The following is a 25,450-nucleotide window of genomic DNA, read 5'->3' on the forward strand; positions in this document are numbered from 1 at the left end:
CTTCACTCTAGATCCCGCAGCCGGAACCGTTGCAGTTTGCCCGTCGCGGTACGGGGCAACGCGGGCAGGAAAACGAAGGAGCGCGGGCACTTGTGCGGGGCCAGCTCGGCCCGCATGAAGACGCGCAGGGCCTCCTCCGTGAGCACCGCGCCCTGGCGCGGGACGGTGTACGCCACCACGATCTGCCCGCGTCGCTCGTCCGGGCGGCCCACCACCGCGGCCTCCACCACGTCCGGGTGGCGCATGAGGGCTTCCTCCACCTCCGGGCCCGCGATGTTGTAACCCGACGAGATGATCATGTCGTCGGCGCGGGCGACGTAGTGGAAATAGCCCTCCGGGTCCCGGACGTAGGTGTCACCCGTCAGGTTCCAGCCGTCCCTCACGTACTCCCGCTGCCGCGGATCGGCCAGGTAGCGGCAGCCCACCGGACCGCGCACGGCCAGCAACCCCGGCTCGTTGTCCGCGACCGGCCGGCCGGAGGCGTCCACCACCCGCGCCTGCCAGCCCGGTACCACCCGGCCGGTGGTACCGGGCCGGATGTCCTCGTCGGCGGAGGAGATGAAGATGTGCAGCAGCTCGGTCGCCCCGATGCCGTTGATGATCCGCAGCCCGGTGCGCTCGTACCAGGCGCGCCAGGTGGCGGCGGGCAGGTTCTCCCCGGCCGAGACGCAGCGGCGCAGCGCGGAGAGGTCGTACATGCCCACGTGGTACGGGCCCAGCGCGTCCAGCATCGCCCGGTACGCGGTGGGAGCGGTGAACAGCACCGTCACCCGGTGCTCCGCGAGCGCGGGCAGCAGGTGCCGCGGCGTCGCCTCCTCCAGCAGCAGGGCCGAAGCGCCGGCCCGCAGCGGGAAGACGACCAGCCCGCCGAGGCCGAAGGTGAAGCCGAGCGGCGGGCTGCCCGCGAAGACGTCGTCCGGGCGCGGGCGCAGCACGCCGCGGGAGAAGGTGTCGGCCACGGCGAGCAGATCGCGGTGGAAGTGCATGCAGCCCTTCGGCCGCCCCGTGGTGCCGGAGGTGAAGGCGATCAGGGCGACGTCGTCGGCGGAGGTCGGGGCGGCCTCGAAGGGCTCGGTGTGTCTCTCGGCCAGCCGGAGGAGATCGTCCTCGGCCCCGCCCCCGTACGCGGTGATCCGCAGCCCCGGTACCTCGGCCTTCACCAGGTCGTCCAGTACGTCCACGTGGCACAGGGCGTGCCCGACCCGGGCCATCGCGCAGACCGTGGCCAGCTCCTGCGCGCGCTGCTGGGGCAGTACGGTCACCGCCACCGCGCCCGCCTTCATCACGGCGAGCCAGCAGGCGGCGAGCCAGGGGCCGGTGGGCCCGCGCAGCAGCACCCGGTTGCCGGGGACGACGCCGAGGTCGGCGGTGAGCACGTGGGCGAGCCGGTCCACGCGCTCGCGCAGGCCCCCGTACGTCCACACCTCGCCGGTTCCGGTGCGGAACGCGGGGCGGCCGGGACCCTCGGGTCCGAACCGGGCGATGGTGGCGTCGAGCAGCTCGGCTCCGCAGTTCAGGCGGTCCGGGTAGGCCAGTTCGGGCAGCTCGAAGAGGAGCTCCGGCCAGGCGTCCGCGGGTGGCAGATGGTCGCGGGCAAAAGTGTCGGTGTGAGCGGAAGGCTTCAGGTCCAAGGCGGGTTCGCCCCCTTGCGACGGTCCCGGGTGGGGTGGAGCGGGCCGTGCGGTCACCATCACGAGCGTATCGTGATGGTGACGGCAGTCAACAGGACGCGATAGAAGCGGGGATGTTCGGATGAACGGATTCGCGCTCGGGGTGGACCAGGAGGAGTGGTGCGGGCAGTTGCGCGCACTGTCGGCCGAGCGGCTGCGGCCGCTGGCAGAGAAGGGGGAGCCGGGCCGGGTCAACCGGCCGCTGCTGACGGCGCTGGGCGAGCTCGGCCTGCTGGAACGGGTGTTCACGGCGGGCGCGCTGGAGCTGTGCCTGCTGCGGGAGTCCCTCGCCTACGGTTGCACGGAGGCCGAGACGGCGCTCGCCCTCCAGGGGCTGGGGGCGTATCCCGTACTGCGGGCGGGCAGCGCCGAACAGCGCGAGCGCTGGCTGCCGGAGGTGCGCGCGGGGCGGGCGGTGGCCGCGTTCGCGCTGAGCGAGCCGGGGGCGGGCTCGGACGCGGCGGCCCTGGAACTGGCGGCCGTGCCCGATTCCGGGGGCGGCTGGGTCCTCACCGGGCACAAGTGCTGGATCTCCAACGCCCCGGAGGCCGATTTCTACACCGTCTTCGCCCGGACGGGTGAGGGGCCGGGCGCGAAGGGCGTCACCGCCTTCCTGGTCCCGGCGGACCGGCCCGGACTCACCGGCGAGCCCCTGGACATGCTCTCCCCGCACCCCATCGGGGCCCTCGCCTTCGACGGGGTCCCGGTCGGCCGGGGTGACCTGCTGGGCGAGCCCGGACGCGGCTTCCGCGTCGCGATGGACACCCTGAACCTCTTCCGGCCCAGCGTCGGCGCCTTCGCGGTGGGCATGGCCCGCGCCGCGCTGGACGCCACGCTCGCGTACACGGCGGGCCGCGCCGCCTTCGGCGGGACCCTGAGCGAATTGCAGGCGGTCGGGCACCGGGTGGCGGAGATGGCCACCCGCACGGAGGCGGCCCGGCTGCTGGTGTACGCGGCGGCCGGGGCGCACGACGGGGGAGCGGGCGACGTACCGCGCCGGGCGGCGATGGCCAAGCTGCTGGCCACGGAGACGGCCCAGTACGTGGTGGACCACGCGGTCCAACTGCACGGCGCGGTCGCCCTCCAACGGGGGCACCTGCTGGAGCACCTCTACCGGGAGGTGCGGGCGCCGAGGATCTACGAGGGGGCGAGCGAGGTGCAGCGTTCGATCATCGCGAAGGAGCTCTACCGGGAGGTGGCGGCGCGATGAGCCTGGAGCGGATCAACCCCTCTGCCCTGTCGCCGGCGACGGGCTTCTCCCACGCGGTGGTGGCGACGGGCTCGCGGCTGGTGTTCCTGGCGGGCCAGACCGCGCTGGACGGCGGGGGGAAGGTGGTGGGGGAGGGCCTGGTGGAGCAGTTCGAGGTGGCGCTGACCAACCTCCTGGCGGCCCTTGCCGCGTCGGGCGGAACCCCGGCGCACCTGGCCCGGGTCACGGTGTACGCGGTCGACGTGCCGGCGTATCGCGAGCAGGCGGCCGAACTGGGCCGGATATGGCGGCGGTTGGCGGGGCGGGACTATCCCGCGATGGCCGTGATCGGCGTGGTCCGCCTGTGGGACGAGGCGGCCCTGGTGGAACTCGACGGCCTGGCGGTCCTCCCGTAGCCCCGCGGACCAGGCTTCCTGGGGCTCCGCCCCAGCCCCCGCGCCTCAAACGCCGGCGCGGCTGGGTGGGTGCGCCTCCATCGCCGGTGCGGCTGAAAGATCGGGGCTCCGCCCCGTACCCCGCGCCTCAAACGCCGGCGGGGCTGGATTTTGCCCGGCGGCAGCCTGCAAGTGCGCGCAGCGCGACCTTGCGCCCGGGCAGGCAATGGCGCTCCGCGCCATGACTGTGCCCGGTGGGCTGGATGCCCGCAGGGCAATTCCAGCCCCGCCGGCGTTTGAGGCGTGGGGCCCCGGACGGAGTCTGGGGGAGTACGGGGCGGAGCCCCGATCTTTGAGCCGCGCGAGGCAGACGGCATCAGCCGCATCCAGCCCCGCCGGCGTTTGAGGCGCGGGTGCGGGTGGCGCCCGGGGCTCCGCGCAGCGTATACGGCGGCTAGCTGCTCGCCCGGCGGCGGTATTCGTCCGCCGGGAGGCCGCCGATGCCCCAGTCCTCCAGGGCGACTTCGTCGATGAGGACGAACGTGGTGGCCGGGTCCTTGTCGAGGACCTTGACCAGGAGGTCGGTCACCCCCGCGATGATCTCGGCCTTCTGCGCGGCGGTGGCCCCTTCTCGGGTGATCTTGACGTTGACGTACGGCATGGCGAGGGAAGTCCTTCCGGTAAGGGGCGGGGCGGGGGCGGTGGCTCAGACGGCGCGGCCGGTGACGTGGCCGCCGTCCACGCGCAGGGCGTGCCCCGTCACGAAGTTGGCGCCCGCGAGGTACAGCACGGCCTCGGCGATCTCGGAGGCCTCCCCGACCCGGTTCAGGAGGGCGAGTCCGCCGAAGGAGTCCACGTCGGAGCCCTCGTGCAGGGGGGTGCGGATGATGCCGGGCGAGACGAGGTTGACGCGGATGCCGTCGGCCGCCAACTCGGCGGCCAGGCTCGTGGTCAGCCCGTGCACACCGGCCTTGCTGACCACCGGCGCGCTCGCCGGGAAGCCGGCCAGCCCGTGGTCCACCAGGACGGTGCCGATGTTGACGATGCTGCCGCCCTCGCCCTGCGCGCGCAGCGCCCGCACCACGGCCTGGGTGGTGACGTAGGTGCCCTTCAGGTTGCCCGTCAGGAAGCCGTCGAGTTCGGCCTCCGTGACCTCGGTGAAGGGCTTGGGGGCGAAGGTGCCCGCGTTGTTGACCAGGACGTCGATGCGACCGAAGCGCTCCAGCGCCGTACGGACGAGGGCCTCGCCGGTCGCCGGATCGGCGATGCTGCCCGCGACCCACGCGGTCCGCTCCGGATGGCCGAGGCCGGCGGCGGTCTTGGCGAGGCGGTCGGCGTCCCGGCCGTTCAGGACGACGTTCGCGCCGCTCGCCAGGAAGGCCCGGGCGATGTCCAGGCCGATGCCGCTGGAGGATCCGGTGACGAGAGCAGTGGTCGTGGTCATGGTGGATGCCTTTCGGTGCGGTTCGCCGGACGGGTTCGTCCGGCTGACACCACGAAGCTATGGTCCCTCAACCCATAACACCACGACGGAATTTGAAGCATGTGATAATCCATGGTTATGGATGTGGACCTGCGTGACCTGGAGCTGCTCGACGCCACCGCCGAAGCCGGCTCGCTGACCGCCGCCGCCGAGCGGCTCTACGTCAGCCAGCCGGCCCTCAGTCAGCGGCTGACCCGGCTGGAAGCCCGCCTCGGCATGCCCCTGTTCGACCGTCAGGGCCGCCGGCTGGTGCCGAACGCCGCCGGGCGCCGGCTGCTCGTCGCCGCCCGCCAGGTCCTCGGCGAACTGGAGTCGGCCACCCGCGATCTGCGGGAGATCCGCGACGGGCGCGACCGGCGGGTCCGTTTCACCGCGCAGTGCAGCACCACCTTCCCGTGGCTGCCGCCGGTGCTGCGCGCCTTCCGCGAGCGCGAGCCGGGCATCGACGTGCGCATCGAGACCGTCGCCGACGACGCGCCGGTCCCGGCGCTCCTCGCCGACCTGGTCGACGTCGCGCTCGTCACCAAACCCGACGTGCAGATGGACCGGGTGTCCCTGACCCGGCTGTTCGACGACGAGATGGTGGCCGTGGTGCCCGCCGGGCACGCGTGGGCCGGTCGCAAGTACCTGACCGCCCGTGACTTCGACGGCGTCGACCTGGTGCTCTACGACTTCTACGACCAGAAGCGCATCCCGTCCCTGCCGCTGCCGATCCCCGTCGGGGCCCGGCCCGGCCGGATCACCACGATGCCCGTGGTGACCGACCTGGTCGTCGAGATGGTGGCCGGCGGCCAGGGCGTGACGGTGCTGCCCAACTGGGTGGCCGCCCCGTACGCGGGCTCGCACGGTCTCGCGCTCGTACAGATCGGCGCGAAGCCGCTGACCCGGACCTGGTTCTGCGCCACCCGGACCGGCGAGCTGCCGCCACACCTGGACGCCTTCGTGGAGGAGCTCGTCGGCCGACTCGAAGCCCCCCGCGCCGCCTAGCGCTGTGACCGGAGAGGTTCACCGGGTCACGGCGCTCCCCCAGCTACCGCTGGGAGGTGCCCCCAGGTACGGCACCTCGCCGCGTTGTCGGACCGCGGCAAACCTTTCCGGCCACAGCGCTAGCCGTTCAGCAGCCGGCCCATCCACTCCTCGATGCCCGCGACCGTGCGCGGCAGCGCCCCCGACATCAGGCGGGCGCCGTCCGCCGTGATCACCAGGTCGTCCTCGATGCGGACGCCGATGCCGCGCAGCTCCGCCGGGAGGGTCTCGTCGTCCGGCTGGAGGTACAGTCCCGGCTCCACCGTCAGGACCTGACCCTCCTCCAGGACGCCGTCCAGGTAGGTCTCCGACCGGGCCTTCGCGCAGTCGTGGACATCGAGGCCCAGCATGTGGCCGCTGCTGCAGAGCGTGTAGCGCCGGTGCAGGTCGCCCTCGGCGTCCTTCAGTACGCCCCAGTCCGCCAGGCCCTCCGCGATCACCCGCATCCCGGCCCGGTGGAAGTCGCGGAAGCTCGCCCCGGGGCGCAGCGCCGCCATGCCCGCGTCCTGTGCGGCCAGGACCAGCTCGTAGACCTGCCGCTGGACGGGGGAGAAGCGTCCCGACAGCGGGAGGGTGCGGGTGATGTCCGCCGTGTACAGGGTGTCGGTCTCCACGCCCGCGTCCAGGAGCAGCAGTTCGTCCCCGTTCAGCCGGCCGTCGTTGCGGATCCAGTGCAGGACGCACGCGTGGGCGCCCGACGCCGCGATGGTGTCGTACCCGGTGCCGTTGCCCTCGGCCCGGGCGCGCAGGCCGAAGACCCCCTCGATCCAACGCTCCCCGCGCGGATGGGCCAGGGCGCGCGGCAGGGCCCGTACGACGTCCTCGAACCCGGCCGTGGTGTGGTCGACGGCCAGTTGGAGCTGCTCGACCTCCCAGGCGTCCTTCACCAGGCGCAGTTCCGACAGGGCGGCGGCGAGTTCGGTGTCGCGCGACGCGTCGCGGCCGGCCGGTGAGCCCAGGGCGTCCAGGTGGGCGCAGCGCAGGCCGGTGAGGCGTTCGGCCTCGGCCAGGTCGGGCCTGCGGCCCACCCAGAACTCCCCGTACCGGCGGTCCCGGTAGAACTCCTCGTTCCCGTCCGCCCGCGGCGAGCGCGGCCGCAGGTACAACACCGCCTCGTGCCCGGGCGGGCCGGAGGGCTCCATGACCAGGACGTGCCCGACCTGGTCCTCGCCCGTCAGGCCGGTCAGCCAGGCGTACGCGCTGTGCGGGCGGAAGCGGTGGTCGCAGTCGTTGGAGCGGACCTTCAGCTCACCGGCCGGGACGATCAGCCGCTCGCCCGGGAACAGCGCCGAGAGCCGGGCCCGGCGGGCGGGGGTGACGGCGTACGAGGGTACGCGCTCGGAGCCGGACAGCGGGGACGGGGCCCAGGCGCCCGCCATGAACCGGGACAACTCGGGGGATACGGGCAGGTCATGGCTGCCCGTGTTGAGCCGGGAGGGGGTGTCGGTCACGGGGGCTCCCTCAAGAAGACGCGAACTGATGGGCGCACAGGTCTTGTCAGTGCAATTTCACATTACTATGTTACAGCTCACACCGCGGCACGTTAATCCCCGTCAAACGCCGTGTGACCCAGGGCAGTTCACGCACCAGGGCAGTTCACGCACCACCCCCCACTTCACCCTCTCCAACCAGGAGTTCTCGGTGTTCAAGCACAAAACCGTGCGTTCGACCCTCCTCGCCTCGGCCGTGACGGTCACCCTCCTCGCCTCCGCGGGCCAGGCGGTGACCCAGGCCGCAGACCGGGGAAGCGCCGCCGTCACGGGCAGCGCCGTACCCGGCACCTTCTCCGGCGGGGCCCCGGCCGCGAACCCGTTCGACGAGGTCGACCACCTCGCCAACGCGAAGGGCGACACCCCGGCGGACTCCCACGCCCCCGGCGGGAGGGACCTCGCCGGGAAGGTTCCCGGTGCCTCCACGGCCGCCGCCGCGCCCGCCGAGCGCAGCGAGAAGAGCCGCAAGGCCACCGGCCAGGCGGCCCCGACCGCGTTGACCGTCGCCGCGGGCGTCCCCTGCACCCTCGACGGGATCAAGGGCCTCTCCCCGGAGCAGTTCGCCGACTTCCTCGCCGACCAGGCGGTCACCGCCGACGGCTGCCTGCGCGGCCTCATCTGGACCTGGGACGCCCGCCTCGCCCCGGTGATGTCGGACGCGCACGTCCAGGCCGTCTCCCGGCGAATATCCAGCCTGGCCGCCGCGCACGACGGCCGTAACTCCTCCCACCTGGAGGAGATGTTCACGTACCTGCACGCGGTCGCCTACCACGACTACTCGCGCTCCGAGATCGACGTCACCGACGCCCCGACCGTGGACGCCATGCGCCGGGCCATCGCCGATTTCGCGGGCGCCGCCCACACCTTCGACGTGACCGCCTCCAACGCCCGCACCCTGCGCGAGGCCCTCTACGCGGGCAGCGCGCCGGGCCTGCGCCAGCACCAGCTCGGCCTCATCAAGAAGGTCCTGGCCACCATGGACCCGGCCCACCCGGCTACCAACCTCGACGCCGGCTGGGCGGGCGCCGCCCTCGCCGCCCTGTCCGTCAACTACCTCGGCGTCTACCCGGGCAACAACGACGCCGCCTTCCACACGGCCGTGGCCGCCGACGCCTCCTACCGCGCCACTTTCAAGGCCTTCGCGAACTACACCCACCTCAAGGGCACGGGCAACGCCTGGGTGGCGCGCGACGCCATCGGCGAGTACGCCCGGTTCGGCCAGGTCGCGGGTCTCAAGGACCAGGTCGTCGCCGACCTCGGCGCGATGCTGGGGCCGGTGAAGACCGCCCTCGGTACCGAGCCCTGGGCCAAGATCGTCTCCTGGCTCAACTTCTACGAGGCGTGCAAGCAGTACGGGGTCTGCAAGGAGGACATCGAGAAGCAGATCTTCCCGTACACCTACACCTACGACAACGGCGCCATCAAGGTCCGCACCGGCCTCGACCGGGCCACCGTCGACCAGCTCTACTACGCGAGCAAGCAGGTCAAGGCGCAGTACCACCGTGTCCTCGGCACCGACCAGCCGCTCGCGGGCGACCCCAACGCCACCCTGAACATCGTGCTCTACGCCTCCCGCGCCGACTACGAGAACTACCACCCGATCCTGACGGGCTACGGCACCAACAACGGCGGCATCTACATCGAGAACGGCGCCACCTTCTACACCTACCAGCGCCGCGTCCCGCAGGACTCCTCGCTCACCCTCGAAGAGCTCTTCCGCCACGAGTACACGCACTACCTCAACGGCCGCTACGCCGTCCCCGGCTTCTTCGGCGAAGGCCCCTGGTACGAGGGCGACCGTACGACCGCCATGGACGAGGGCACCGCCGAGTTCTTCGACGGCGCCACCCGCGACAACGGCATCGCCGTTCGCAAGTCCCTGGTCAAGAGCATCATCAACGACACCGCGGGCGGCGGCCCCCGCATGTCGGTGGAGCAGCTGCTGAACGCCACCTACGACGGCGACGGCTTCCGCTTCTACAGTTACGCCGGCACGTTCTTCGAGTTCCTGTGGACCGAGAAGCCCTCACTGCTGCGCGAGATGTACACGCACCTTCGGGCCAACGACGTGGCGGCGTACGACGCCTGGCGCCACCGCCTCGGCGCGGACACCTACCTCCAGCGCGACTACGACCGTTTCCTGGACGCGCAGATCGCCAAGGTCGACCAGCTCTACGTGCCGAACACCGCCTACACCCCGAACGAGCAGTTGCGCGACTCGGCGCTCTCCTCGGTGAAGTCGGCCTTCGCCACGGCCACGTACAACACCCCCGACTGCGTGGAGAACGGGGAGCCCGGCAAGCGCCGCTTCACCTGTACCGGACGCATCACCGCGAACCTGAAGAACTGGCGCAGCGACGACCAGAACTTCAAGGACATGTCCGAGACGGTCGACTACTTCATCCTCGACCGGGCCGGCGCGGCCTCGAACAACCTGGCCGACATGAACTGCTCCTTCGGCCCGGTGGAGATCTGGTCCAACAAGGTGGCCGGGACCTCCGGTTACAGCTGCGAGGGCCCGCTCCGCAGCTGATCCGTACCGGACCGGTCCCGCATCCGCGGGACCGGTCTGGGCAGCCCCTAAAGAATGTGACATATTACTGCCGTGCTCAAGAGACACTCCCTGGACGCCGTGATCATCGGCGCCGGCGTCGTCGGAGCGGCCTGCGCGTACTACGCGGCCCGCGCCGGACTCTCCGTGGCGGTCGTCGACCGCGGCCCGGTCGCGGGTGGTACGACCGGCGCCGGCGAGGGCAACCTGCTGGTCTCCGACAAGGAGGCCGGCCCGGAGCTCGACCTGGCCCTGCTGTCCACCCGCCTCTGGCGCGAACTCGCCGCCGAACTCCCCCGGGAGATCGAGTACGAGCCCAAGGGCGGCCTCGTGGTCGCCGCGACCCCGGCCGCGGTCGACGCCCTGCGCGGCTTCGCGGAAGGCCAGCGCAAGGCCGGCGTCGAGTCCGTCGAGGTGGCGGCGGACGCCCTCCACGACCTGGAACCCCATCTAACACCCGGCCTGGCCGGCGGATTCCACTACCCCCAGGACGCCCAGGTCCAGCCCGCCCAGGCGGCGGCCCGCCTGCTGGCCGCCTCGGGAGCGGAGCTCCACCTCGGCGAGGAGGTCGTGGCCATCCTCACGGAGGGCGGCACCGTACGCGGGGTCCGCACCCCTCGCCGCACCCTCCACGCCCCGGCCGTGATCAACGCGGCGGGCACCTGGGCCGGCGGCATCGCGGAACTCGCGGGCGTGAGCCTGCCCGTCCTCCCGCGCCGCGGCTTCGTCCTGGTGACCGAACCCCTGCCGCGCGTCGTCCGCCACAAGGTCTACGCCGCCGACTACATCGCGGACGTGGCCAGCGGCTCCGCCGCGCTCCAGTCCTCGGCGGTGGTCGAGGGCACCCCATCGGGGCCCGTTCTGATCGGCGCCACCCGCGAACGCGTCGGCTTCGACCGCTCGCTCTCGACCGAAGCCCTGCGCCGCCTGGCGTCCCAGGCGGCAGCCCTCTTCCCGGTCCTCGCCGACATCCGCGTCCTGCGCACCTACCACGGCTTCCGCCCCTACCTCCCCGACCACCTCCCGGCGATCGGGCCCGACCCCCGCCGTCCCGGGCTGCTGCACGCCTGTGGCCACGAGGGCGCGGGCATCGGGCTGGCCCCCGTGACGGGGTTGCTCATCGCCGCCGCCCTGACGGGAACCGAACCCGCGCTCCCCCTCTCCCCGTTCCGCCCGGAGCGCTTCACATGACCCGGCCACCCTCCCGCTGCGCGGAGCCGTTCCCCCACCCCGCCCCTTCCCGAAACGGTGGGCTCCGCCCCCAGCCCCCAGCCCCCCGCGCCTCAAACGCCGGCGAGGCTGAATTTCGCCGAAGTCGCCCAGGGACGGGGACGGGGTGGGGTGTTGTCCGGGACGTAAAACGTGATTTGTGGCGCGACACCCACCCGCACAGACCGGTACAGCCAGGGCGCCATAAATCATGAGTCCCGGACAACACCCCACCCCGGCCCCGGCCCCCACACGCAGCCCGGCCGGCCCCCGGCAGGGGAACCGCACCACCCCGAGGAGGACCCCCTGATGCGCACCCCCCGCTCACTGGTCGGCGGCACCCCTTCGGCCACCTACACCATCGGCTTCGACGGCCGCGAACTGCCCGCGCAGGCGGGCCAGTCCATCGCCGCCGTCCTCTGGTCGGCCGGCATCCTCGCCTGGCGGACCACCCGCGAGACCGGTGCCCCGCGCGGCGCGTTCTGCGGGATCGGGAGCTGCTACGACTGCCTCGTCACCGTCAACGGCCGCCCCAACCAGCGCGCCTGCCTGGTCCCCGCCCGCGAGGGCGACACCGTCACCACCCAGGAGGGAACCGGCCATGCCGACCTCGCCGTCTGAGCCCGCCGGCCCCGCCGGCCCCGCCGGCCCCGCCGGCCCCGCCGGCCCCGGCCCCGTGGCCCCCGCAGACCTGGCGATCGTCGGCGCCGGCCCGGCCGGCCTCGCGGCCGCCGTCACCGCCGCCGACCTCGGCCTCCGCGTCACCCTGCTCGACGCGGGGGAGCTGCCCGGCGGGCAGTACTACCGCCGCCCCGCGCCCGAGCTGGGCGCCCCCCGCCCCGAGGCCCTGCACCACGGCTGGGCCGCCTTCGCCCGCCGCGAAGCCGCCCTGCGCGCCCATATCGCGGCGGGCCGGATCACGTACCTCCCGACCCACCACGTCTGGTCGGTAGTCCCGGGCAAGGGTCCCGCCACGGAGTGGACCCTGCACGCCGTGGCAGGCCCCGACGAGCGAGCCGCAGGCGTACGGGCCGCGGCCGTGCTCCTCGCCACCGGCGCCTACGAGCGTCAACTCCCCTTCCCCGGCTGGACCCTTCCCGGGGTCGTCGGAGCCGGCGGCGCCCAGGCCATGCTCAAGGCCGGGCTCGTGCTCCCCGGCAAGCGGGTGGTCGTCGCCGGGAGCGGCCCGCTGCTGCTCGCCGTGGCCGGGTCGCTCTCCGCGGCCGGAGCCGCCGTGCCCGCCGTGGTCGAGGCGGGCGCGTACACCGCGTACGCCGGACACCTCCCCGCCCTGCTGCGCAACCCCGGCAAGCTCGTCGAGGCCGCCACCTTCGGCGGAGCCCTCGCCAGGCACCGCATCCGGCTCCTCACCCGGCACGCGGTGACCGAGGCGCACGGCACCGACCGGGTCGAGGCCGTCACCGTGGCCCGGCTCGACCGGGACTGGCGCCCGCTGCCCGGCACCGCCCGCCGAATCCCGTGCGACGCCCTGGCCGTGGGCCACGGGCTCGTCCCCCAGCTGGAACTCGCCACCGGCCTCGGCTGCGCCACCCGCCGGAGCCCCGACGGCACGGTCGCCCTCGACCTGGACGCCGAGGGCCGCACCTCCGTGCCCGGCATCCTCTCCGCGGGGGAGACCGGCGGCATCGGCGGGGCCCAACTCGCCCTCACGGAGGGGGAGATCGCCGCCCACGCGGCCGCCGGACGGCCCGCCCCCGCCGCCCTCACCCGGGCCCGCGCCCGGCTGCGCGCCTTCGCCGACGCGATGGCCTCCGCCCACCGCCCGGGCCGGGCCTGGACGGGCTGGCTCCCCGACGACACCCTCGTGTGCCGCTGCGAGGAGGTCCCGGCCGGCCGGATCCGCGAGGCCGCGGGCGGCCTCGGGGCGCGGGACGCCCGTACGGTCAAACTCCTCACCCGGGCCGGCATGGGCTGGTGCCAGGGCCGGATGTGCGGCCCCGCCATCGCCGCCCTCGCGGGGCAGGAGCCGGCCCCCGACCGGCGCCCGTTCTCCTGCCCGGTCCCGCTGCGCCACCTCGCCGAACTTCCGCCCGAACTTCCGCCCGAACTTCCTCCCGCCGTCGGCTGATCCGAGTCGATCCGCCCCCTCCGGGCCCTTGTGGCCGCCTCACACCCACTAGTAAAATGTCACACACCACTCTAGGGAGCTCACCCATGAACCACGCGCACACCCCCGCGCCCATCCCGCCCCGCACCCGCCCCTGGCACGGCATCATGGTCGCCACCGCGCTCCCGCTGCGCGAGGACCTCACCGTCGACTACGACGCCTACGCCGAACACGTGGCCTGGCTGATCGCCAACGGCTGCGACGGCGTGGTCCCCAACGGCTCCCTCGGGGAGTACCAGACCCTCACCGACGAAGAGCGGGCGCGCGTCGTCCGGACCGCCGTCGAGGCGGCCGGCGACGGCGCCCGCGTCATGCCCGGCGTCGCCGCCTACGGCAGCGCCGAAGCCCGCCGCTGGGCCGACCAGGCGGCCGAGGCCGGGGCCGGCTCGGTCCTCCTCCTGCCCCCCAACGCCTTCCGTGCGGACGACGAGACCGTCCGCGCCCACTACGCCGAGGTCGCCGGCGCCGGGCTGCCCGTCGTCGCGTACAACAACCCGTACGACACCAAGGTGGACCTGACCCCGGCCCTGCTCGCCCGACTGCACGCCGACGGCTCCATCGTCGCCGTCAAGGAGTTCAGCGGCGACGTGCGCCGCGCCTACGAGATCGCCGAACTCGCCCCGGGCCTCGACCTGCTCATCGGCGCCGACGACGTCCTCCTCGAACTCGCCCTCGCCGGCGCGGTCGGCTGGATCGCCGGCTACCCCAACGCCCTCCCGCAGTCCTGCGCCACCCTCTACCGGGCCGCAGTCGCGGGCGACCTCACCACCGCCCTGCCGCTCTACAAGTCCCTGCACTCCCTGCTGCGCTGGGACTCCAAGACCGAGTTCGTCCAGGCCATCAAGCTCTCCATGGACCTGGCCGGCCGCCCCGGCGGCGCCACCCGCCCGCCGCGCTTCCCGCTGACCGGCGAGATCGAGGCCGCCGTCCGCGCCGCCACCGAAAAGGCCCTCGCCGAGGGCCTCAACTAACCAATCGGGGGGACCCCATGCGTACGCGCCACATCTACCACGCGGTGGACTCGCACACCGAGGGCATGCCGACCCGGGTGATCACCGGGGGCGTCGGGGTGATCCCCGGCGCCACCATGGCCGAGAAGCGGCTCCACTTCATCGAGCACATGGACCACGTCCGGACCCTGCTCATGTACGAACCGCGCGGGCACTCCGCGATGAGCGGCGCCATCCTGCAGCCCCCCACCCGCCCCGACGCCGACTACGGAGTCCTGTACATCGAGGTGTCGGGCCTGCTCCCCATGTGCGGGCACGGCACCATCGGGGTCGCCACCGTCCTGGTCGAGACGGGCATGGTGCCGGCCGTCGAGCCGGTCACCACCGTCCGGCTCGACACCCCGGCCGGACTGGTGAGCGTCGACGTCCGCGTCGAGGACGGGGCGGCCACCGCCGTCACCTTCACCAACGTCCCCGCCTTCAGCGTCGGCCTCGACCTGAAGACCGAGGTCCCCGGCTTCGGCACGGTCACCTACGACCTGGCCTACGGCGGCAACTTCTACGCCTTCGTGGAACTCGACGCCCTCGGCCTCCCCTTCGACCGGGCCCGCAAGGACGACCTGATCGCCGCCGGCCTCGCGATCATGGACGCGATCAACGCGAGCGACGACCGTCCCGTCCACCCCGAGAACCCCTCCATCGCCGGGGTCAAGCACGTCTACCTCGCCGCCCCCGGCTCCGACGCCCGCCGCTCCCGGCACGCCATGGCCATCCACCCCGGCTGGTTCGACCGCTCGCCCTGCGGTACGGGCACCAGCGCGCGCATGGCCCAACTGCACGCCCGCGGCCTGCTCGACCTCGACACCGACTTCGTCAACGAGTCCTTCATCGGCACCGAGTTCACCGGCCGGCTCGTCGGCGAGACCACGGTCGGCGGGCTCCCCGCCGTCGTGCCCACCGTCACCGGCCGGGCCTGGATCACCGGCACCGCCCAGTACTTCCTCGACCCGACCGACCCCTTCCCCGGAGGCTTCCTCCTTTGAACACCGTCCGCACGGTGGACTACCACACCGCCGGAGAGCCCTTCCGGATCGTCGACGTCGCGGCTCAAGGCCTGCCACCCGTCCCCGGGGACACGGTCGCCGAGCGGTGCGCCACCGCCATCGGCCCGGGAGGCTCCGGGACCGCTCCGCGGCGGAGCGCGCTGGACGACGTACGGCGGCTGCTCGTGCAGGAGCCGCGCGGGCACGCCGGGATGTACGGCGGGTTCGTCGTCCCGGCCGATGACGACGGCGCCCACTTCGGGGTGTTGTTCTGGCACAAGGACGGCTACTCCACGGCCTGCGGACACGGCACCATGGCCCTCGGGGCCTGGGCCGTGGACACCGGCCTGGTCGCCGCCCCGGACGACGGGGACGCCCAGGTGCGCATCGACGTGCCGTCCGGCCGGGTCACCGCCACCGTGCACCGGGACGGCGGTCGCACCACCGGCGTCACCTTCCGCAACGTCCCGTCCCGGGTGAGCGCCCGCAAGGTGCCCGTCGCCACCACGCTCGGACTCGCCGAGGTGGACATCGCGCACGCCGGGGCCTGTTACGCCTCGGTCCGCGCCCGGGACCTCGGCCTGGAGGTCACCCGGGCGGCCCTGCCCGACCTGGTACGGGCCGGCGTGGAGATCCGGGCCGCGCTCGCCACGCATCCCGCCACCTGGCACCCGGACAGCCCCCTGTTGTCCGGGGTCTACGGGGTGATCCTCCACGAGGAGCTGCCCGACACTCCCTTCGGCCCGCACCAGCGCAACGTCACCGTCTTCGCCGACGGGCAGATCGACCGCTCGCCCTGCGGCTCCGGCACCTCGACGCGGCTCGCACTGCTCGCGGAGGACGGGCGGCTCGGCCCCGGCGAGGACCTGCTGCACGAGTCGGTCACGGGCACGGTGTTCACCGGGCGCGTGCTGCCCGGCGGTGTCACCGAGGTCACCGGCACCGCCTACCGGACCGGTGAACACACCTTCACGGTGGACCCGCACGACCCGCTGGGGACGGGTTTCCTCCTGTGAGCATCCCGCAGTTGAGCGCGGCCGACATGGAAGGGTTGCTGACCCCGGCCATGGCGGCCGACGCCCTGGCCGCCGCCCTGCTCGGCGGCCTCGACCCGGAGGGCTGCCCGCAGCGCACGGCGCTCCCCGTACCCGGCGGGGGCGAACTGCTGCTGATGCCCGCCGCGTCCGCCTCGTACGCCGGGGTGAAGATCGCCGGGGTGGCGCCCGGCAACCCCGGCCGCGGGCTGCCCCGGATCACCGGGTCCTACCTGCTGCTGGACGGGCCGACCCTGTGCCCGCTCGCCCTGCTCGACGGAGCCGCCCTGACCACCCTGCGCACCCCGGCGGTCTCCGCCCTGGCGCTGCGCCACCTGGCCCCGGCCGGGCGGCCGCTGCGGCTGGTGCTCTTCGGCTCGGGACCGCAGGCGTACGGCCACCTCGAAGCGGCACTCGCGGTGCGGGAGTTGGCGGAGGTGGTGGTGGTCGCCCGGAACCCCGAGGGCGCGGACCGGCTCGCCGCGCACGCCCGCACCCTGGGGCCCGCGGCCCGTACCGGCACCGCGAAGGACGTGGCCGACGCCGATCTGGTCGTCTGCTGCACCACCGCCCGCGAGCCCCTCTTCGACGGGCGTCTGGTCGGCCCGGGCGCCACCGTCGTCGCCGTCGGCTCGCACGAGCCGACGGCCCGGGAGACGGACACCGCCCTCGTGCGACGGGCGGCGGTGTACGTGGAGTCGCGGGCGGCGGCCTTGCGCGAGGCGGGGGACCTGCTGGTCCCGGAGGCGGAGGGTGCCATCGGGCCCGGTCATATCACCGGCACCCTCGCCGACCTGGTGGCCGGTCGGCTGCCGGCCGGAGGGTCGCGGAGTTGTCCACAGCTCTTCAAGAGTGTGGGCATGGCCTGGGAGGATCTTGCCGTGGCGGTCGCTTTGTTCGAGGCCGCCGGGGCGAGCAGCGCAACGTGACATTGTACGCTGTTCCTCTGCCCATCGAGGGTGTCGGGCCATCGGAGGAAAAGCAATGGGTGACCTCAAGCAGCACAGTCTCATCAAGGCTCAGGAACGGCTGCGCGACCAGGTCGGCCATGCGCTCCGAGCAGCCCTGATAGCGGGCGAACTGCGCCCGGGCAGCGTCTACTCGGCCCCCGGCCTCGCCGCCGAACTGGGCGTCTCGGCCACGCCCGTGCGCGAGGCGATGCTCGACCTGGCCCGCGAGGGCCTGGTGGAGCCCGTCCGCAACAAGGGCTTCCGGATCACCGAGGTCAGCGAGCGCGACCTGGACCAGTACACCGAGCTGCGCACGATGATCGAGGTCCCCACCATCGGCCGGATCACGAAGATCGCCACGGCCGAGCAGCTGGAGGAACTGCGCCCGATCGCCGAGGAGATCGTCACCAGCGCGCGCGAGCACAACCTCATCGGCTACCTGGAGGCGGACCGCCGCTTCCACCTGACCCTGCTCGGCCTCGCGGGCAACGACCGCCTCGTCGAGACCGTCGGGGACCTGCGCAAGCGGTCCCGGCTCTACGGCCTGACCGGTCTGGACGAGGCCGGCAAGCTGGTCTCCTCGGCCGAGGAGCACATCGAGCTGCTCGACCTGATGATCAGCGGCAACGCCGAGGCGGCCGAGGAGTGCATGGCCCGCCACCTCGGCCACGTCCGCTCCCTCTGGGCCCAGGGCCGCGACGAGCCGGTGGGTCGAACCCCGGGCCGCCTCGGTTCGGGGATCTAGTCGGAGTCGCAGTCGCGGTCGCAGTCGCAGTCGCAGTCGTCCGGGAGGGATGGGCCGCCCGCCGCGTCCGCGAGGTCCAGGACGGCCCTCATCGCCGCCTCCGGCAGCATCGGTGAGGATGCCGCGGCCTCGGCGACGTGGCCTTCCGCGTCGCTGAGCAGTCGCAGCAGCGTTGCCTCCGGCAAGCGGGGATGTCCGGAGCCCGCGACCGCGCGGCGCACGTGCGCTTTCTCGTCCGCCGCGAGCCGCTCGGCGAGTCCCTGGGGCAGGCCGGGGTCCCGCAGGGCCAGGACGCGCAGGTGCGGGTCCGGGTCGGAGCCGAACCGCCGCAACGTCTCGGGTGGGAACCGTACGCAGTCGGCGGGCCGGTCGCTGAACTTGCCCCGCAGGTGCCGCCGTTCGATGTCCTCGGCCACGTCGAGGTCCGGGTCCGGAGTCCGGGCGAAGGCCAGGAAGCGTACGATCGCGTCCTCGTCGGTGTGCATCCGCCTGCGCGCCTCCACTGGGAGGGCCTCGCTGCGGGCCGCCGCGCGCCGCATTCCGACGTAGGGGCAGTCCGCGTACGGGAGCGGGTCGGCCGTCACCCACGGGTACGCGGCCAGCTCAAGCCCCACGAACGCGATGTAGCAGAGGAAGTCCCCGTCCTCCTCATCCTCCCCCGTGCCCGCGGTCAGGGGCGCATCCGCCCGGCGGTATCCGGCCAGCAGCCCCTCGTGGATCTCCGCCCGCAACCCCGGCGGGGTGTCCGCGCGCTCGAAGACCGCCGCCCGCACCCCGGCGTCCGGGTCCCGTGCGAGCCGGTCCCGCACCTCCGCCGGGAGCTGTGGGTGCCGGGCGAGCCGGTCCCGCACCTCCTCGTCCTGGTCGGCCGCCAGCGCGGTGGCGGTCTCCCGGTCCAGCTCCAGGAAGGGCACCACGCGCCGCCGGGTGGCCGGATCGGCGAGCAGCGCCCCGTACAGGTCGCGGGGCGGGCGGCGGGTGCAGGCCGCCGCCCGGACCTGCACGGCCGGGTCGATGAGCAGTGCGCGCAAGGTGTCCGCGGGCGGGTCGGTCCACGCAGCCGCAGCCGCAGCCCGTACCCCGGCATCCCGATCGGCGGCCAGCCGGGCGAGGAGATCCTGTTTCAGGAGCGGGTTGCCCGCAAGGGCGCGGCGCACCCGCGCGTCGGGGTCGGAGCTGAACAGCCCGTGCCGGTCACCGTCCGGACGGTCGTGGGCCGCGAGCGCGGCCCGGACCTCCGGGTCGGGGTCGCGGGCCAGCCGTACGGCAACGGCCTCGGGCAGGAGCCGGACGCGGGCCAGCTCTCGGGCCCGCCCACTCGCGACGAACTCCCCGCAGAGCGCGGTTGACGGGGCGAACCCCGGCCGGCAGGTCAGGTTGTGGGCCTGCCCGTGTGCCAAAAGACGGACAGCCAGGTCGTCGGGCAGCAAGGGGTTGACCGCCAGGCCGGCGAGAAGGTCGGGCAGCTTGCGCGTTTCCGTGTCCATGAGCGGTGAGCGTAGGCCAGAGCCCCAACACCCCGTTTCGGGGCGGGATTTGGACACGGCTGGATAACGGGCCGCCCAACCCCTTGTCAGTACAATTTCACATTACTATGTTACCGGTCACATCATAGAGCGCGGCCCTTCACTGGAGTGACCCATGACCAAGCGCACCCAACTCGCCCTCGCCACCGCCCTGGTGGCAGCACTCGCACTCGGCGCCTCGGGCTGCTCCGACACCAAGAAGGGCTCGGCCGGCGCGGGCGCGTCCAACCCCGCCGCCGCGAACGACGGCAAGATCCTCGGCGGCACCCCGGTCAAGGGCGGCACCCTCACCGTCCTGTCCAACCAGGACTTCTCCCACCTGGACCCCGCCCGCAACTGGGTCATGCCGACCATGGACTTCGGCACCCGGCTGCTCTACCGCACGCTCGTCACCTTCAAGGCCGAGCCCGGCAAGGCCGGCAGCGAGCTGGTCCCCGACCTCGCCACCGACCTCGGGACCCCGTCCAACGGGGGCAAGACCTGGACCTTCACCCTCAAAGAGGGCGTGAAGTACGAGGACGGCTCGCCGATCAAGGCCCAGGACATCAAGTACAACGTCGAGCGCTCCTTCGCCCCCGACCTCACCGGCGGCCCCGACTACGCCGCCCAGTACCTGGCCGGCACCGAGGGCTACAAGGGCCCGCTCCAGGGGCAGCACCTAGACTCCGTCAAGACCCCCGACGACCGCACGATCGTCTTCGAACTGAAGCGCCCGGTCGCCGAGTTCTCCGCGACCGCCACCCTGCCGACCTTCGCGCCCGTGCCACAGTCCCAGGAGAAGGGCACCCAGTACGACGCCCGCCCGTTCTCCTCCGGCCCGTACAAGATCGAGTCGTACGACCGCGACAAGAAGCTGGTCCTGGTCCGCAACGAGCACTGGGACCCGAAGACCGACACCGTCCGCAAGGCCTACCCCGACAAGTTCGTGGTCGTCATGGGCCTCAAGGGCGGCCAGATCGACGACCGGATCATCGCCGGCGAGGGGGCGGACGCCTCCACCGTGCAGTACGCCGACATGCGGCCCGAGAGCGCACCCAAGGTGCTGCCCAAGCCCGAGGTCAAGGAACGCCTGCTCGCCGAGTCCCAGGGCTGTACCGAGATGCTCGCCCTGAACAACTCCCGCGCCCCCTTCAGCGACCCCAAGGTCCGCGAGGCCATGCAGTACGCGGTCGACAAGGAGGCCGTGATCACCGCGGGCGGCGGCCCGGCCCTCAACGAGGTCGCCACCGCCTACCTGCCCCCGGCCCTCTCCGGCGGCAAGCAGGCCGACACCCTGAAGATCCCCCCGGCCGGCGACCCGGCCAAGGCCAAGGAACTGCTCAAGGCCGCGGGCAAGGAGACCCTCAAGGTCTCCCTCGCCGTCTCCACCGGCGACAAGGCCAAGGCCGAGGCGATCCAGCAGGGCCTGTCCCGCGTCGGCATCGAGGTCGTCGTCGACACCATCGACCCGGGCGCGTACTACGACGTCATCGGCGACCTCTCCACCACCCCCGACATGACGCTCTCCGGCTGGTGCCCCGACTACCCCTCCGGCTCCACCTGGATCCCGTTCGTCTTCGACGGACGCACCATCAAGGAGAAGGGCAACCAGGGCAACAACGCCCAGTTCCGCGACGACGCGACCATGAAGCGGATCGACGAGATCAACGCCATGGCCGACGCCAAGCAGGCCAACCAGGCCTGGATCGACCTCGACGCCGAGATCATGAAGAAGTCCCCGGCGATCCCGGTCCTGCTGGAGCGCAAGCCGCTGCTCGTCGGCCCCAACATCGCGGGCGCCTTCGGCCACCCCGTGTGGACCGGCACCATCGACTACGCCACGGTCGGACTCAAGGACCCCTCGAAGAGCCAGGGCTGAGGAATCCGGAGCCCCGACCCATGACCGCCACCTCCCCGGCCCCCGACGACCGGGCCGCCCCCGACCCTGACGGCGACCCAGCCCCCGGCACTGCTTCGGCCTCCGGCGCGGCCTCGGCTGCTGCCACGGCTTCGGCCTCCGGCACGGCTTCGGCTCCTGGCACGGCTTCGGCCTCCGGCGCGGCCTCGGCTCCTGGCGCGGCCTTGGCCTCCGGCGCGGCCTCGGCCCTCGATGCCTCCACAGCCCTGCCCGCGGCAGCGCCGGCAGCGCCGGCAGCGCCCGGCAGCAGCCCCTGGCAGCTCGCCCGGCGGGAGCTGCGCCGCCGCCCCGCCGTCCGCGTCAGCCTGTGCGTCGTCCTCCTCTTCGTCCTGATGGCCGTCACCGCCCCCTGGCTGGGGGCGCTCGGCGGCTGGTCCCCCGAGGAGTTCGACAAGACCGCCATCGACCCCTACCTCGGGGGCCAGCCGCTGGGCTCCCTCGGCGGGATCAGCCCCGAGCACTGGCTTGGCGTCGAACCCGTCACCGGCCGCGACCTGTTCGCCCGCGTGGTCCACGGCGCGCAGGTCTCCCTCCTCATCGCCTTCGCCGCCACCGCCATCGTGGTCGTCGCGGGTACCGCCGCGGGCATCGCCGCCGGCTACTTCGGCGGCCGCACCGACATGGTGCTGTCCCGGCTGATGGACCTGACCATGTCCTTTCCGTCGCTCATCTTCATGATCGCGATGCTGTCCGTGGCCAAGGACGTCAACCGCATCGTCCTCATGACCACCGTCATCGGGATCTTCGGCTGGCCCGGCGTCGCCCGAGTGGTCCGCGGCCAGACCCTCTCCCTCAAACACCGCGAGTACGTGGACGCCGCCCGCGTCGGCGGCGCCGGCTCCTGGCGGATCCTGACCCGCGACATCCTCCCCGGCGTCTCGGGCCCCGTCATCGCCTACACCACCCTGCTCATCCCCGGCATGATCAGCACCGAGGCCGCGCTGAGCTACCTCGGCGTGGGCGTCCGCCCGCCCACCCCGTCCTGGGGCCAGATGATCGCCGAGTCCGTCGCCTTCTACGAGACCGACCCCATGTACTTCGTCATCCCGAGCGTGTTCCTCTTCCTCGCCGTGCTCGCCTTCACCCTGCTCGGCGACGCCCTGCGCGACATCCTCGACCCGAGGGGCGGCCGCAGTTGATCCTCTACCTCGCCCGCCGGCTGCTCGCCCTCGCGGGAGTGCTGCTCGCCATCGCCGCGGTCACCTTCCTCATCTTCTACGTCCTGCCCTCCGACCCGGCCGCGGCCGCCTGCGGCAAGACCTGTAGTGCCGAGCGACTGGCCGACGTACGCGCGTACCTGGGCCTCGACCAGCCCCTGTGGCGCCAGTTCACCGACTTCCTGACCGGCATCTTCACCGGACGCACCCTCGGGACCGGCCAGTACGCCGTCCAGTGCGACTTCCCCTGCCTGGGCTACTCGTACGAGAACTCCCTGCCCGTCTGGGACCTGCTCATGGACCGGCTCCCGGTCTCCGCGTCCCTCGCCGTCGGCGCCGCCGTGCTGTGGCTGGTGCTCGGCCTCGGCGCCGGGGTCACCGCCGCCCTGCGCAAGGACACCGCCACCGACAAGGCCCTGATGGTGGGCGCGGTCGCCGCCGCCTCCCTGCCCGTCTACTTCACCTCCGTGATGCTCATCTACGGGGTCATCCGCATCGCGGGCCTCCTGCCCTACCCCACCTACCAGGCCTTCACCGACAACCCGCTCGCCTGGGCGACCAACCTGCTGCTGCCCTGGATCGCCCTCGCCCTGCTCTACGCGGCCATGTACGCGCGCCAGAGCCGCGGTTCGATGATCGAGGCGATGGCCGAGCCGTACATCCGCACCGCCCGCGCCAAGGGCATGCCCGAGCGCACGGTCGTCGTCAAACACGGGCTGCGCTCCGGAATGACCCCGATCCTGACCATCTTCGGCATGGACCTCGGCGGACTGCTCGCGGGAGCCGTCATCACCGAGTCGATCTTCGGACTTCCCGGCATCGGGCGGCTGTTCTACGGGGCGCTCGTCAACTCCGACCAGCCCGTGGTCCTCGGTGTCACCCTGCTCGCCGCCTTCTTCATCGTCGTCGCCAACCTCGTCGTCGACCTCCTGTACGCCGTCATCGACCCGAGAGTGAGGTACTGATGGCTGCTCTCCTCGAAGTCCGCGATCTGAGCGTCGCGTTCACCACTGCGCGCGGAGTCGTACGGGCCGTCGACTCGCTCGGATTCACCGTCGAGGCCGGCCGCACCCTTGGGATCGTCGGCGAGTCCGGCTCGGGCAAGTCGGTCACCTCGCTGGCCGTCATGGGCCTGCACCGGGGAGCCGCCGAGGTCAGCGGCTCCGTCGCGCTCGACGGACGGGAACTGACCGGCCTGTCCGAGCGCGAACTGTCCCGGATCCGCGGCCGCAAGATGGCCATGATCTTCCAGGACCCGCTGTCCAGCCTGCACCCCTACTACACGGTCGGCGAGCAGATCGCCGAGCACTTCCGGGTCCACTTCAAGGCAGGCCGGGCCGCCGCCCGCAAGCGAGCCGTCGACATGCTCGGCGAGGTCGGCATCCCGGAACCGGCCCGCCGGGCGGGGGAGTACCCGCACCAGTTCTCCGGCGGCATGCGCCAGCGCGCCATGATCGCCATGGCGCTGGCCTGCGAACCCGACCTGCTGATCGCGGACGAGCCGACCACCGCCCTGGACGTCACCGTGCAGGCGCAGATCCTGGAACTGATCGCCCGGCTCCAGCAGGAGCGAGGCCTCGGCGTCGTGATGATCACCCACGATCTGGGTGTCGTCGCCCGCGTCGCCCACGAGGTGCTGGTCATGTACGGCGGCCGGGCCGCCGAACAGGCTTCGGCCGACGCCCTGTTCGCCGACCCCGCCCACCCCTACACCCGCGGCCTGCTCGACTCGCTGCCCCGCCTCGACACTGCCGACGACGTCCCCCTGCCCTTCATCCCCGGCTCCCCGCCCTCCCTGCTCGCACCGGCCGCCGGCTGCGCCTTCGCCCCGCGCTGTACGAAGGCGGCCGCCCGCTGCACCGACGTACGCCCGCCCCTCGAAGCCCACGGGCACGGGCCGGACGCGCGGACGGTGGCCTGCCACTTCGCCCTCACGGGGGACCGCACCGCCGAGGAGGCGGCCCGATGACCGAAACGCTCCTGTCCGTCCGGGACCTCACCATGACCTTCCCCGGAAAGCGGTCCGTGACCGGGCGCCGGGGGGCGCCCGTGCGCGCCGTGGACGGGGTCTCCTTCGACCTGGCCGCCGGGCAGACCCTCGGTCTGGTCGGGGAATCGGGCTGCGGGAAGTCCACCACGGGCCGGATGCTGGTGCGGCTGCTGGAACCCACCTCGGGCACGGTCGCCTTCGAGGGCAAGGACATCAGCCGGCTCTCCGCGGCCGCCATGCGGCCGATGCGCAGGCACATCCAGATGGTCTTCCAGGACCCCCACTCCTCCCTCAACCCCCGCCAGACCGTGGCCCGGATCATCTCCGACCCGCTCCTGGTCCAGGGTTGGAGCGCGGGCGACGCCCGTCGCCGCGCCGCGGAGCTGATGGACCTGGTCGGCCTGATCCCCGAACACATCGACCGCTACCCACACGAGTTCTCCGGTGGTCAGGCCCAACGCATCGGCATCGCCCGCTCGTTGGCCACCAGCCCCCGCCTCGTCATCGCCGACGAACCGGTCTCCGCCCTCGACGTCTCCGTCCAGGCCCAGATCGTCAACCTGATGGAGCGGCTGCGCGCGGAACTGGGCCTCGCCTACGTGTTCATCGCGCACGACCTGTCCGTCGTCAAACGGGTCAGCGACCGGGTCGCCGTCATGTACCTCGGCCGGATCGTCGAGATCGGGGACAAGAAGTCCCTCTACGAGAACCCTCAGCACCCTTACACCCGGGCGCTGTTGTCCGCCGTACCGCTGCCCGACCCGGCGGCGGAACGGCGACGGGAGCGGATCGTGCTGCTCGGCGACCCGCCGAGCCCGGCCGCCCCACCCCCCGGTTGCACCTTCCACCCGCGCTGCCCCAAGGCGCAGGACATCTGCCGCACCGAACGGCCGCTGCTGCGGCTCGCCGCCTCCCGCGAGGTGGCCTGTCACTTCCCGGGTGACTGACGGGGATCACGGGAAGAAGGGGAGGGCCCGGGCCGACACGATCGGCCCGGGTCCTCCCACGCGTACGGAC

The 25,450-nt window shown here is 72.8% G+C and carries 22 protein-coding genes; 17 read left to right on the plus strand and 5 right to left on the minus strand.

All coding sequences use genetic code 11. The features are described 5' to 3' along the window. Positions 1 to 2 precede the first annotated feature (2 nt). Entirely contained in the window at positions 3 to 1,631 is a 1,629-nt protein-coding gene (locus ACFV9H_RS21395; protein ID WP_385400465.1) for an AMP-binding protein, read from the minus strand. Positions 1,632 to 1,752: 121 nt separating this feature from the next. Here ACFV9H_RS21395 and ACFV9H_RS21400 point away from each other — a divergent pair, with 121 nt between their 5' ends. Further along, positions 1,753 to 2,880 carry an acyl-CoA dehydrogenase family protein gene (locus tag ACFV9H_RS21400; protein WP_385400468.1) on the plus strand — a complete coding sequence of 376 codons (1,128 nt, stop codon included), beginning with the start codon at positions 1,753 to 1,755 and terminating at the stop codon, positions 2,878 to 2,880. Continuing rightward, positions 2,877 to 3,275 carry a RidA family protein gene (locus ACFV9H_RS21405; RefSeq protein ID WP_385400471.1) on the plus strand — a complete coding sequence of 133 codons (399 nt, stop codon included), beginning with the start codon at positions 2,877 to 2,879 and terminating at the stop codon, positions 3,273 to 3,275. Before ACFV9H_RS21400 ends, ACFV9H_RS21405 begins: the two co-directional genes overlap by 4 nt. A 433-nt stretch (positions 3,276 to 3,708) precedes the next feature. Here the strand turns inward: ACFV9H_RS21405 and ACFV9H_RS21410 are convergent, their stop codons facing one another. Beyond that, a complete protein-coding gene (locus ACFV9H_RS21410; RefSeq protein ID WP_385400473.1) occupies positions 3,709 to 3,915 on the minus strand; it encodes a 4-oxalocrotonate tautomerase family protein in 207 nt (68 codons plus the stop codon). 45 nt (positions 3,916 to 3,960) lie between these two features. Continuing rightward, positions 3,961 to 4,698, minus strand: coding sequence for an SDR family NAD(P)-dependent oxidoreductase (locus ACFV9H_RS21415; RefSeq protein ID WP_385400475.1), 738 nt, complete (start codon positions 4,696 to 4,698; stop codon positions 3,961 to 3,963). Between the two features lie 117 nt (positions 4,699 to 4,815). Here ACFV9H_RS21415 and ACFV9H_RS21420 point away from each other — a divergent pair, with 117 nt between their 5' ends. Then, positions 4,816 to 5,724, plus strand: a complete 909-nt coding sequence (locus ACFV9H_RS21420; RefSeq protein ID WP_385400478.1) for a LysR family transcriptional regulator — start codon at positions 4,816 to 4,818, stop codon at positions 5,722 to 5,724. Positions 5,725 to 5,843: 119 nt separating this feature from the next. Here the strand turns inward: ACFV9H_RS21420 and ACFV9H_RS21425 are convergent, their stop codons facing one another. Next, positions 5,844 to 7,214: an aminopeptidase P family protein gene (locus ACFV9H_RS21425; RefSeq protein WP_385400482.1), complete on the minus strand. Its 1,371-nt coding sequence runs from the start codon at positions 7,212 to 7,214 to the stop codon at positions 5,844 to 5,846. A gap of 190 nt (positions 7,215 to 7,404) precedes the next feature. On the opposite strand from ACFV9H_RS21425, the gene ACFV9H_RS21430 reads away from it, so the two are divergent. The 9 genes from ACFV9H_RS21430 (at position 7,405) to ACFV9H_RS21470 (ending at position 17,863) form a co-directional block, all read left to right on the plus strand. Further along, positions 7,405 to 9,786 (plus strand): collagenase, encoded by a 2,382-nt coding sequence (locus ACFV9H_RS21430; protein WP_385400484.1) that lies wholly within the window; start codon positions 7,405 to 7,407, stop codon positions 9,784 to 9,786. 72 nt (positions 9,787 to 9,858) lie between these two features. Beyond that, complete coding sequence (locus ACFV9H_RS21435) at positions 9,859 to 10,995, plus strand: NAD(P)/FAD-dependent oxidoreductase (RefSeq protein WP_385400487.1); 1,137 nt, start codon at positions 9,859 to 9,861, stop codon at positions 10,993 to 10,995. A 324-nt stretch (positions 10,996 to 11,319) separates the two neighbouring features. Continuing rightward, complete coding sequence (locus tag ACFV9H_RS21440; RefSeq protein WP_385400563.1) at positions 11,320 to 11,634, plus strand: (2Fe-2S)-binding protein; 315 nt, start codon at positions 11,320 to 11,322, stop codon at positions 11,632 to 11,634. Next, on the plus strand, positions 11,615 to 13,102 hold the full coding sequence (locus ACFV9H_RS21445) for an NAD(P)/FAD-dependent oxidoreductase (protein WP_385400489.1): 1,488 nt from the start codon (positions 11,615 to 11,617) through the stop codon (positions 13,100 to 13,102). The genes ACFV9H_RS21440 and ACFV9H_RS21445 overlap by 20 nt, the downstream gene beginning before the upstream one ends. 86 nt (positions 13,103 to 13,188) lie before the next feature. Beyond that, positions 13,189 to 14,112, plus strand: a complete 924-nt coding sequence (locus tag ACFV9H_RS21450) for a dihydrodipicolinate synthase family protein (protein WP_385400491.1) — start codon at positions 13,189 to 13,191, stop codon at positions 14,110 to 14,112. A gap of 17 nt (positions 14,113 to 14,129) precedes the next feature. Beyond that, the gene (locus ACFV9H_RS21455) at positions 14,130 to 15,134 is read left to right on the plus strand and encodes a proline racemase family protein (RefSeq protein ID WP_385400493.1); all 1,005 of its coding nucleotides are present in this window, start codon (positions 14,130 to 14,132) and stop codon (positions 15,132 to 15,134) included. Further along, positions 15,131 to 16,150, plus strand: coding sequence for a proline racemase family protein (locus tag ACFV9H_RS21460; protein WP_385400495.1), 1,020 nt, complete (start codon positions 15,131 to 15,133; stop codon positions 16,148 to 16,150). Before ACFV9H_RS21455 ends, ACFV9H_RS21460 begins: the two co-directional genes overlap by 4 nt. Positions 16,151 to 16,176: 26 nt before the next feature. Next, on the plus strand, positions 16,177 to 17,097 hold the full coding sequence (locus ACFV9H_RS21465; RefSeq protein WP_385400565.1) for an ornithine cyclodeaminase family protein: 921 nt from the start codon (positions 16,177 to 16,179) through the stop codon (positions 17,095 to 17,097). A gap of 55 nt (positions 17,098 to 17,152) precedes the next feature. Next, a complete protein-coding gene (locus ACFV9H_RS21470) occupies positions 17,153 to 17,863 on the plus strand; it encodes a GntR family transcriptional regulator (protein WP_385400497.1) in 711 nt (236 codons plus the stop codon). Here the strand turns inward: ACFV9H_RS21470 and ACFV9H_RS21475 are convergent. Next, positions 17,860 to 19,350 (minus strand): hypothetical protein, encoded by a 1,491-nt coding sequence (locus tag ACFV9H_RS21475; protein ID WP_385400499.1) that lies wholly within the window; start codon positions 19,348 to 19,350, stop codon positions 17,860 to 17,862. The genes ACFV9H_RS21470 and ACFV9H_RS21475 overlap by 4 nt on opposite strands. Positions 19,351 to 19,504: 154 nt before the next feature. Between ACFV9H_RS21475 and ACFV9H_RS21480 the strand changes: the two genes are divergently transcribed. The 5 genes from ACFV9H_RS21480 to ACFV9H_RS21500 are packed head-to-tail and all read left to right on the plus strand — an operon-like array spanning position 19,505 to position 25,380. After that, entirely contained in the window at positions 19,505 to 21,247 is a 1,743-nt protein-coding gene (locus ACFV9H_RS21480; RefSeq protein ID WP_385400501.1) for an ABC transporter substrate-binding protein, read from the plus strand. 20 nt (positions 21,248 to 21,267) lie between these two features. Next, complete coding sequence (locus ACFV9H_RS21485) at positions 21,268 to 22,425, plus strand: ABC transporter permease (RefSeq protein WP_385400504.1); 1,158 nt, start codon at positions 21,268 to 21,270, stop codon at positions 22,423 to 22,425. After that, the gene (locus ACFV9H_RS21490) at positions 22,422 to 23,408 is read left to right on the plus strand and encodes an ABC transporter permease (protein WP_385400507.1); all 987 of its coding nucleotides are present in this window, start codon (positions 22,422 to 22,424) and stop codon (positions 23,406 to 23,408) included. Before ACFV9H_RS21485 ends, ACFV9H_RS21490 begins: the two co-directional genes overlap by 4 nt. Continuing rightward, positions 23,408 to 24,412 (plus strand): ABC transporter ATP-binding protein, encoded by a 1,005-nt coding sequence (locus ACFV9H_RS21495; protein WP_385400510.1) that lies wholly within the window; start codon positions 23,408 to 23,410, stop codon positions 24,410 to 24,412. Before ACFV9H_RS21490 ends, ACFV9H_RS21495 begins: the two co-directional genes overlap by 1 nt. Continuing rightward, positions 24,409 to 25,380, plus strand: coding sequence for an ABC transporter ATP-binding protein (locus ACFV9H_RS21500; RefSeq protein ID WP_385400513.1), 972 nt, complete (start codon positions 24,409 to 24,411; stop codon positions 25,378 to 25,380). The genes ACFV9H_RS21495 and ACFV9H_RS21500 overlap by 4 nt, the downstream gene beginning before the upstream one ends. The last annotated feature ends 70 nt before the right edge of the window (positions 25,381 to 25,450 follow it).

Source organism: Streptomyces sp. NPDC059874 (assembly GCF_042731135.1).
In the GTDB taxonomy this organism is placed as follows: Bacteria; Actinomycetota; Actinomycetes; order Streptomycetales; family Streptomycetaceae; genus Streptomyces.

Excerpts from the sequence above, each read along its gene's own strand:
- ACFV9H_RS21400 (WP_385400468.1), top strand. The coding sequence starts at position 1,753 with ATGAACGGATTCGCGCTCGGGGTGGACCAGGAGGAGTGGTGCGGGCAG.
- ACFV9H_RS21405 (WP_385400471.1), top strand. The coding sequence starts at position 2,877 with ATGAGCCTGGAGCGGATCAACCCCTCTGCCCTGTCGCCGGCGACGGGC.
- ACFV9H_RS21410 (WP_385400473.1), bottom strand. The coding sequence starts at position 3,915 with ATGCCGTACGTCAACGTCAAGATCACCCGAGAAGGGGCCACCGCCGCG.
- ACFV9H_RS21415 (WP_385400475.1), bottom strand. The coding sequence starts at position 4,698 with ATGACCACGACCACTGCTCTCGTCACCGGATCCTCCAGCGGCATCGGC.
- ACFV9H_RS21420 (WP_385400478.1), top strand. The coding sequence starts at position 4,816 with ATGGATGTGGACCTGCGTGACCTGGAGCTGCTCGACGCCACCGCCGAA.
- ACFV9H_RS21445 (WP_385400489.1), top strand. The coding sequence starts at position 11,615 with ATGCCGACCTCGCCGTCTGAGCCCGCCGGCCCCGCCGGCCCCGCCGGC.
- ACFV9H_RS21450 (WP_385400491.1), top strand. The coding sequence starts at position 13,189 with ATGAACCACGCGCACACCCCCGCGCCCATCCCGCCCCGCACCCGCCCC.
- ACFV9H_RS21455 (WP_385400493.1), top strand. The coding sequence starts at position 14,130 with ATGCGTACGCGCCACATCTACCACGCGGTGGACTCGCACACCGAGGGC.
- ACFV9H_RS21465 (WP_385400565.1), top strand. The coding sequence starts at position 16,177 with ATGGAAGGGTTGCTGACCCCGGCCATGGCGGCCGACGCCCTGGCCGCC.
- ACFV9H_RS21470 (WP_385400497.1), top strand. The coding sequence starts at position 17,153 with ATGGGTGACCTCAAGCAGCACAGTCTCATCAAGGCTCAGGAACGGCTG.
- ACFV9H_RS21475 (WP_385400499.1), bottom strand. The coding sequence starts at position 19,350 with ATGGACACGGAAACGCGCAAGCTGCCCGACCTTCTCGCCGGCCTGGCG.
- ACFV9H_RS21480 (WP_385400501.1), top strand. The coding sequence starts at position 19,505 with ATGACCAAGCGCACCCAACTCGCCCTCGCCACCGCCCTGGTGGCAGCA.
- ACFV9H_RS21485 (WP_385400504.1), top strand. The coding sequence starts at position 21,268 with ATGACCGCCACCTCCCCGGCCCCCGACGACCGGGCCGCCCCCGACCCT.
- ACFV9H_RS21495 (WP_385400510.1), top strand. The coding sequence starts at position 23,408 with ATGGCTGCTCTCCTCGAAGTCCGCGATCTGAGCGTCGCGTTCACCACT.
- ACFV9H_RS21500 (WP_385400513.1), top strand. The coding sequence starts at position 24,409 with ATGACCGAAACGCTCCTGTCCGTCCGGGACCTCACCATGACCTTCCCC.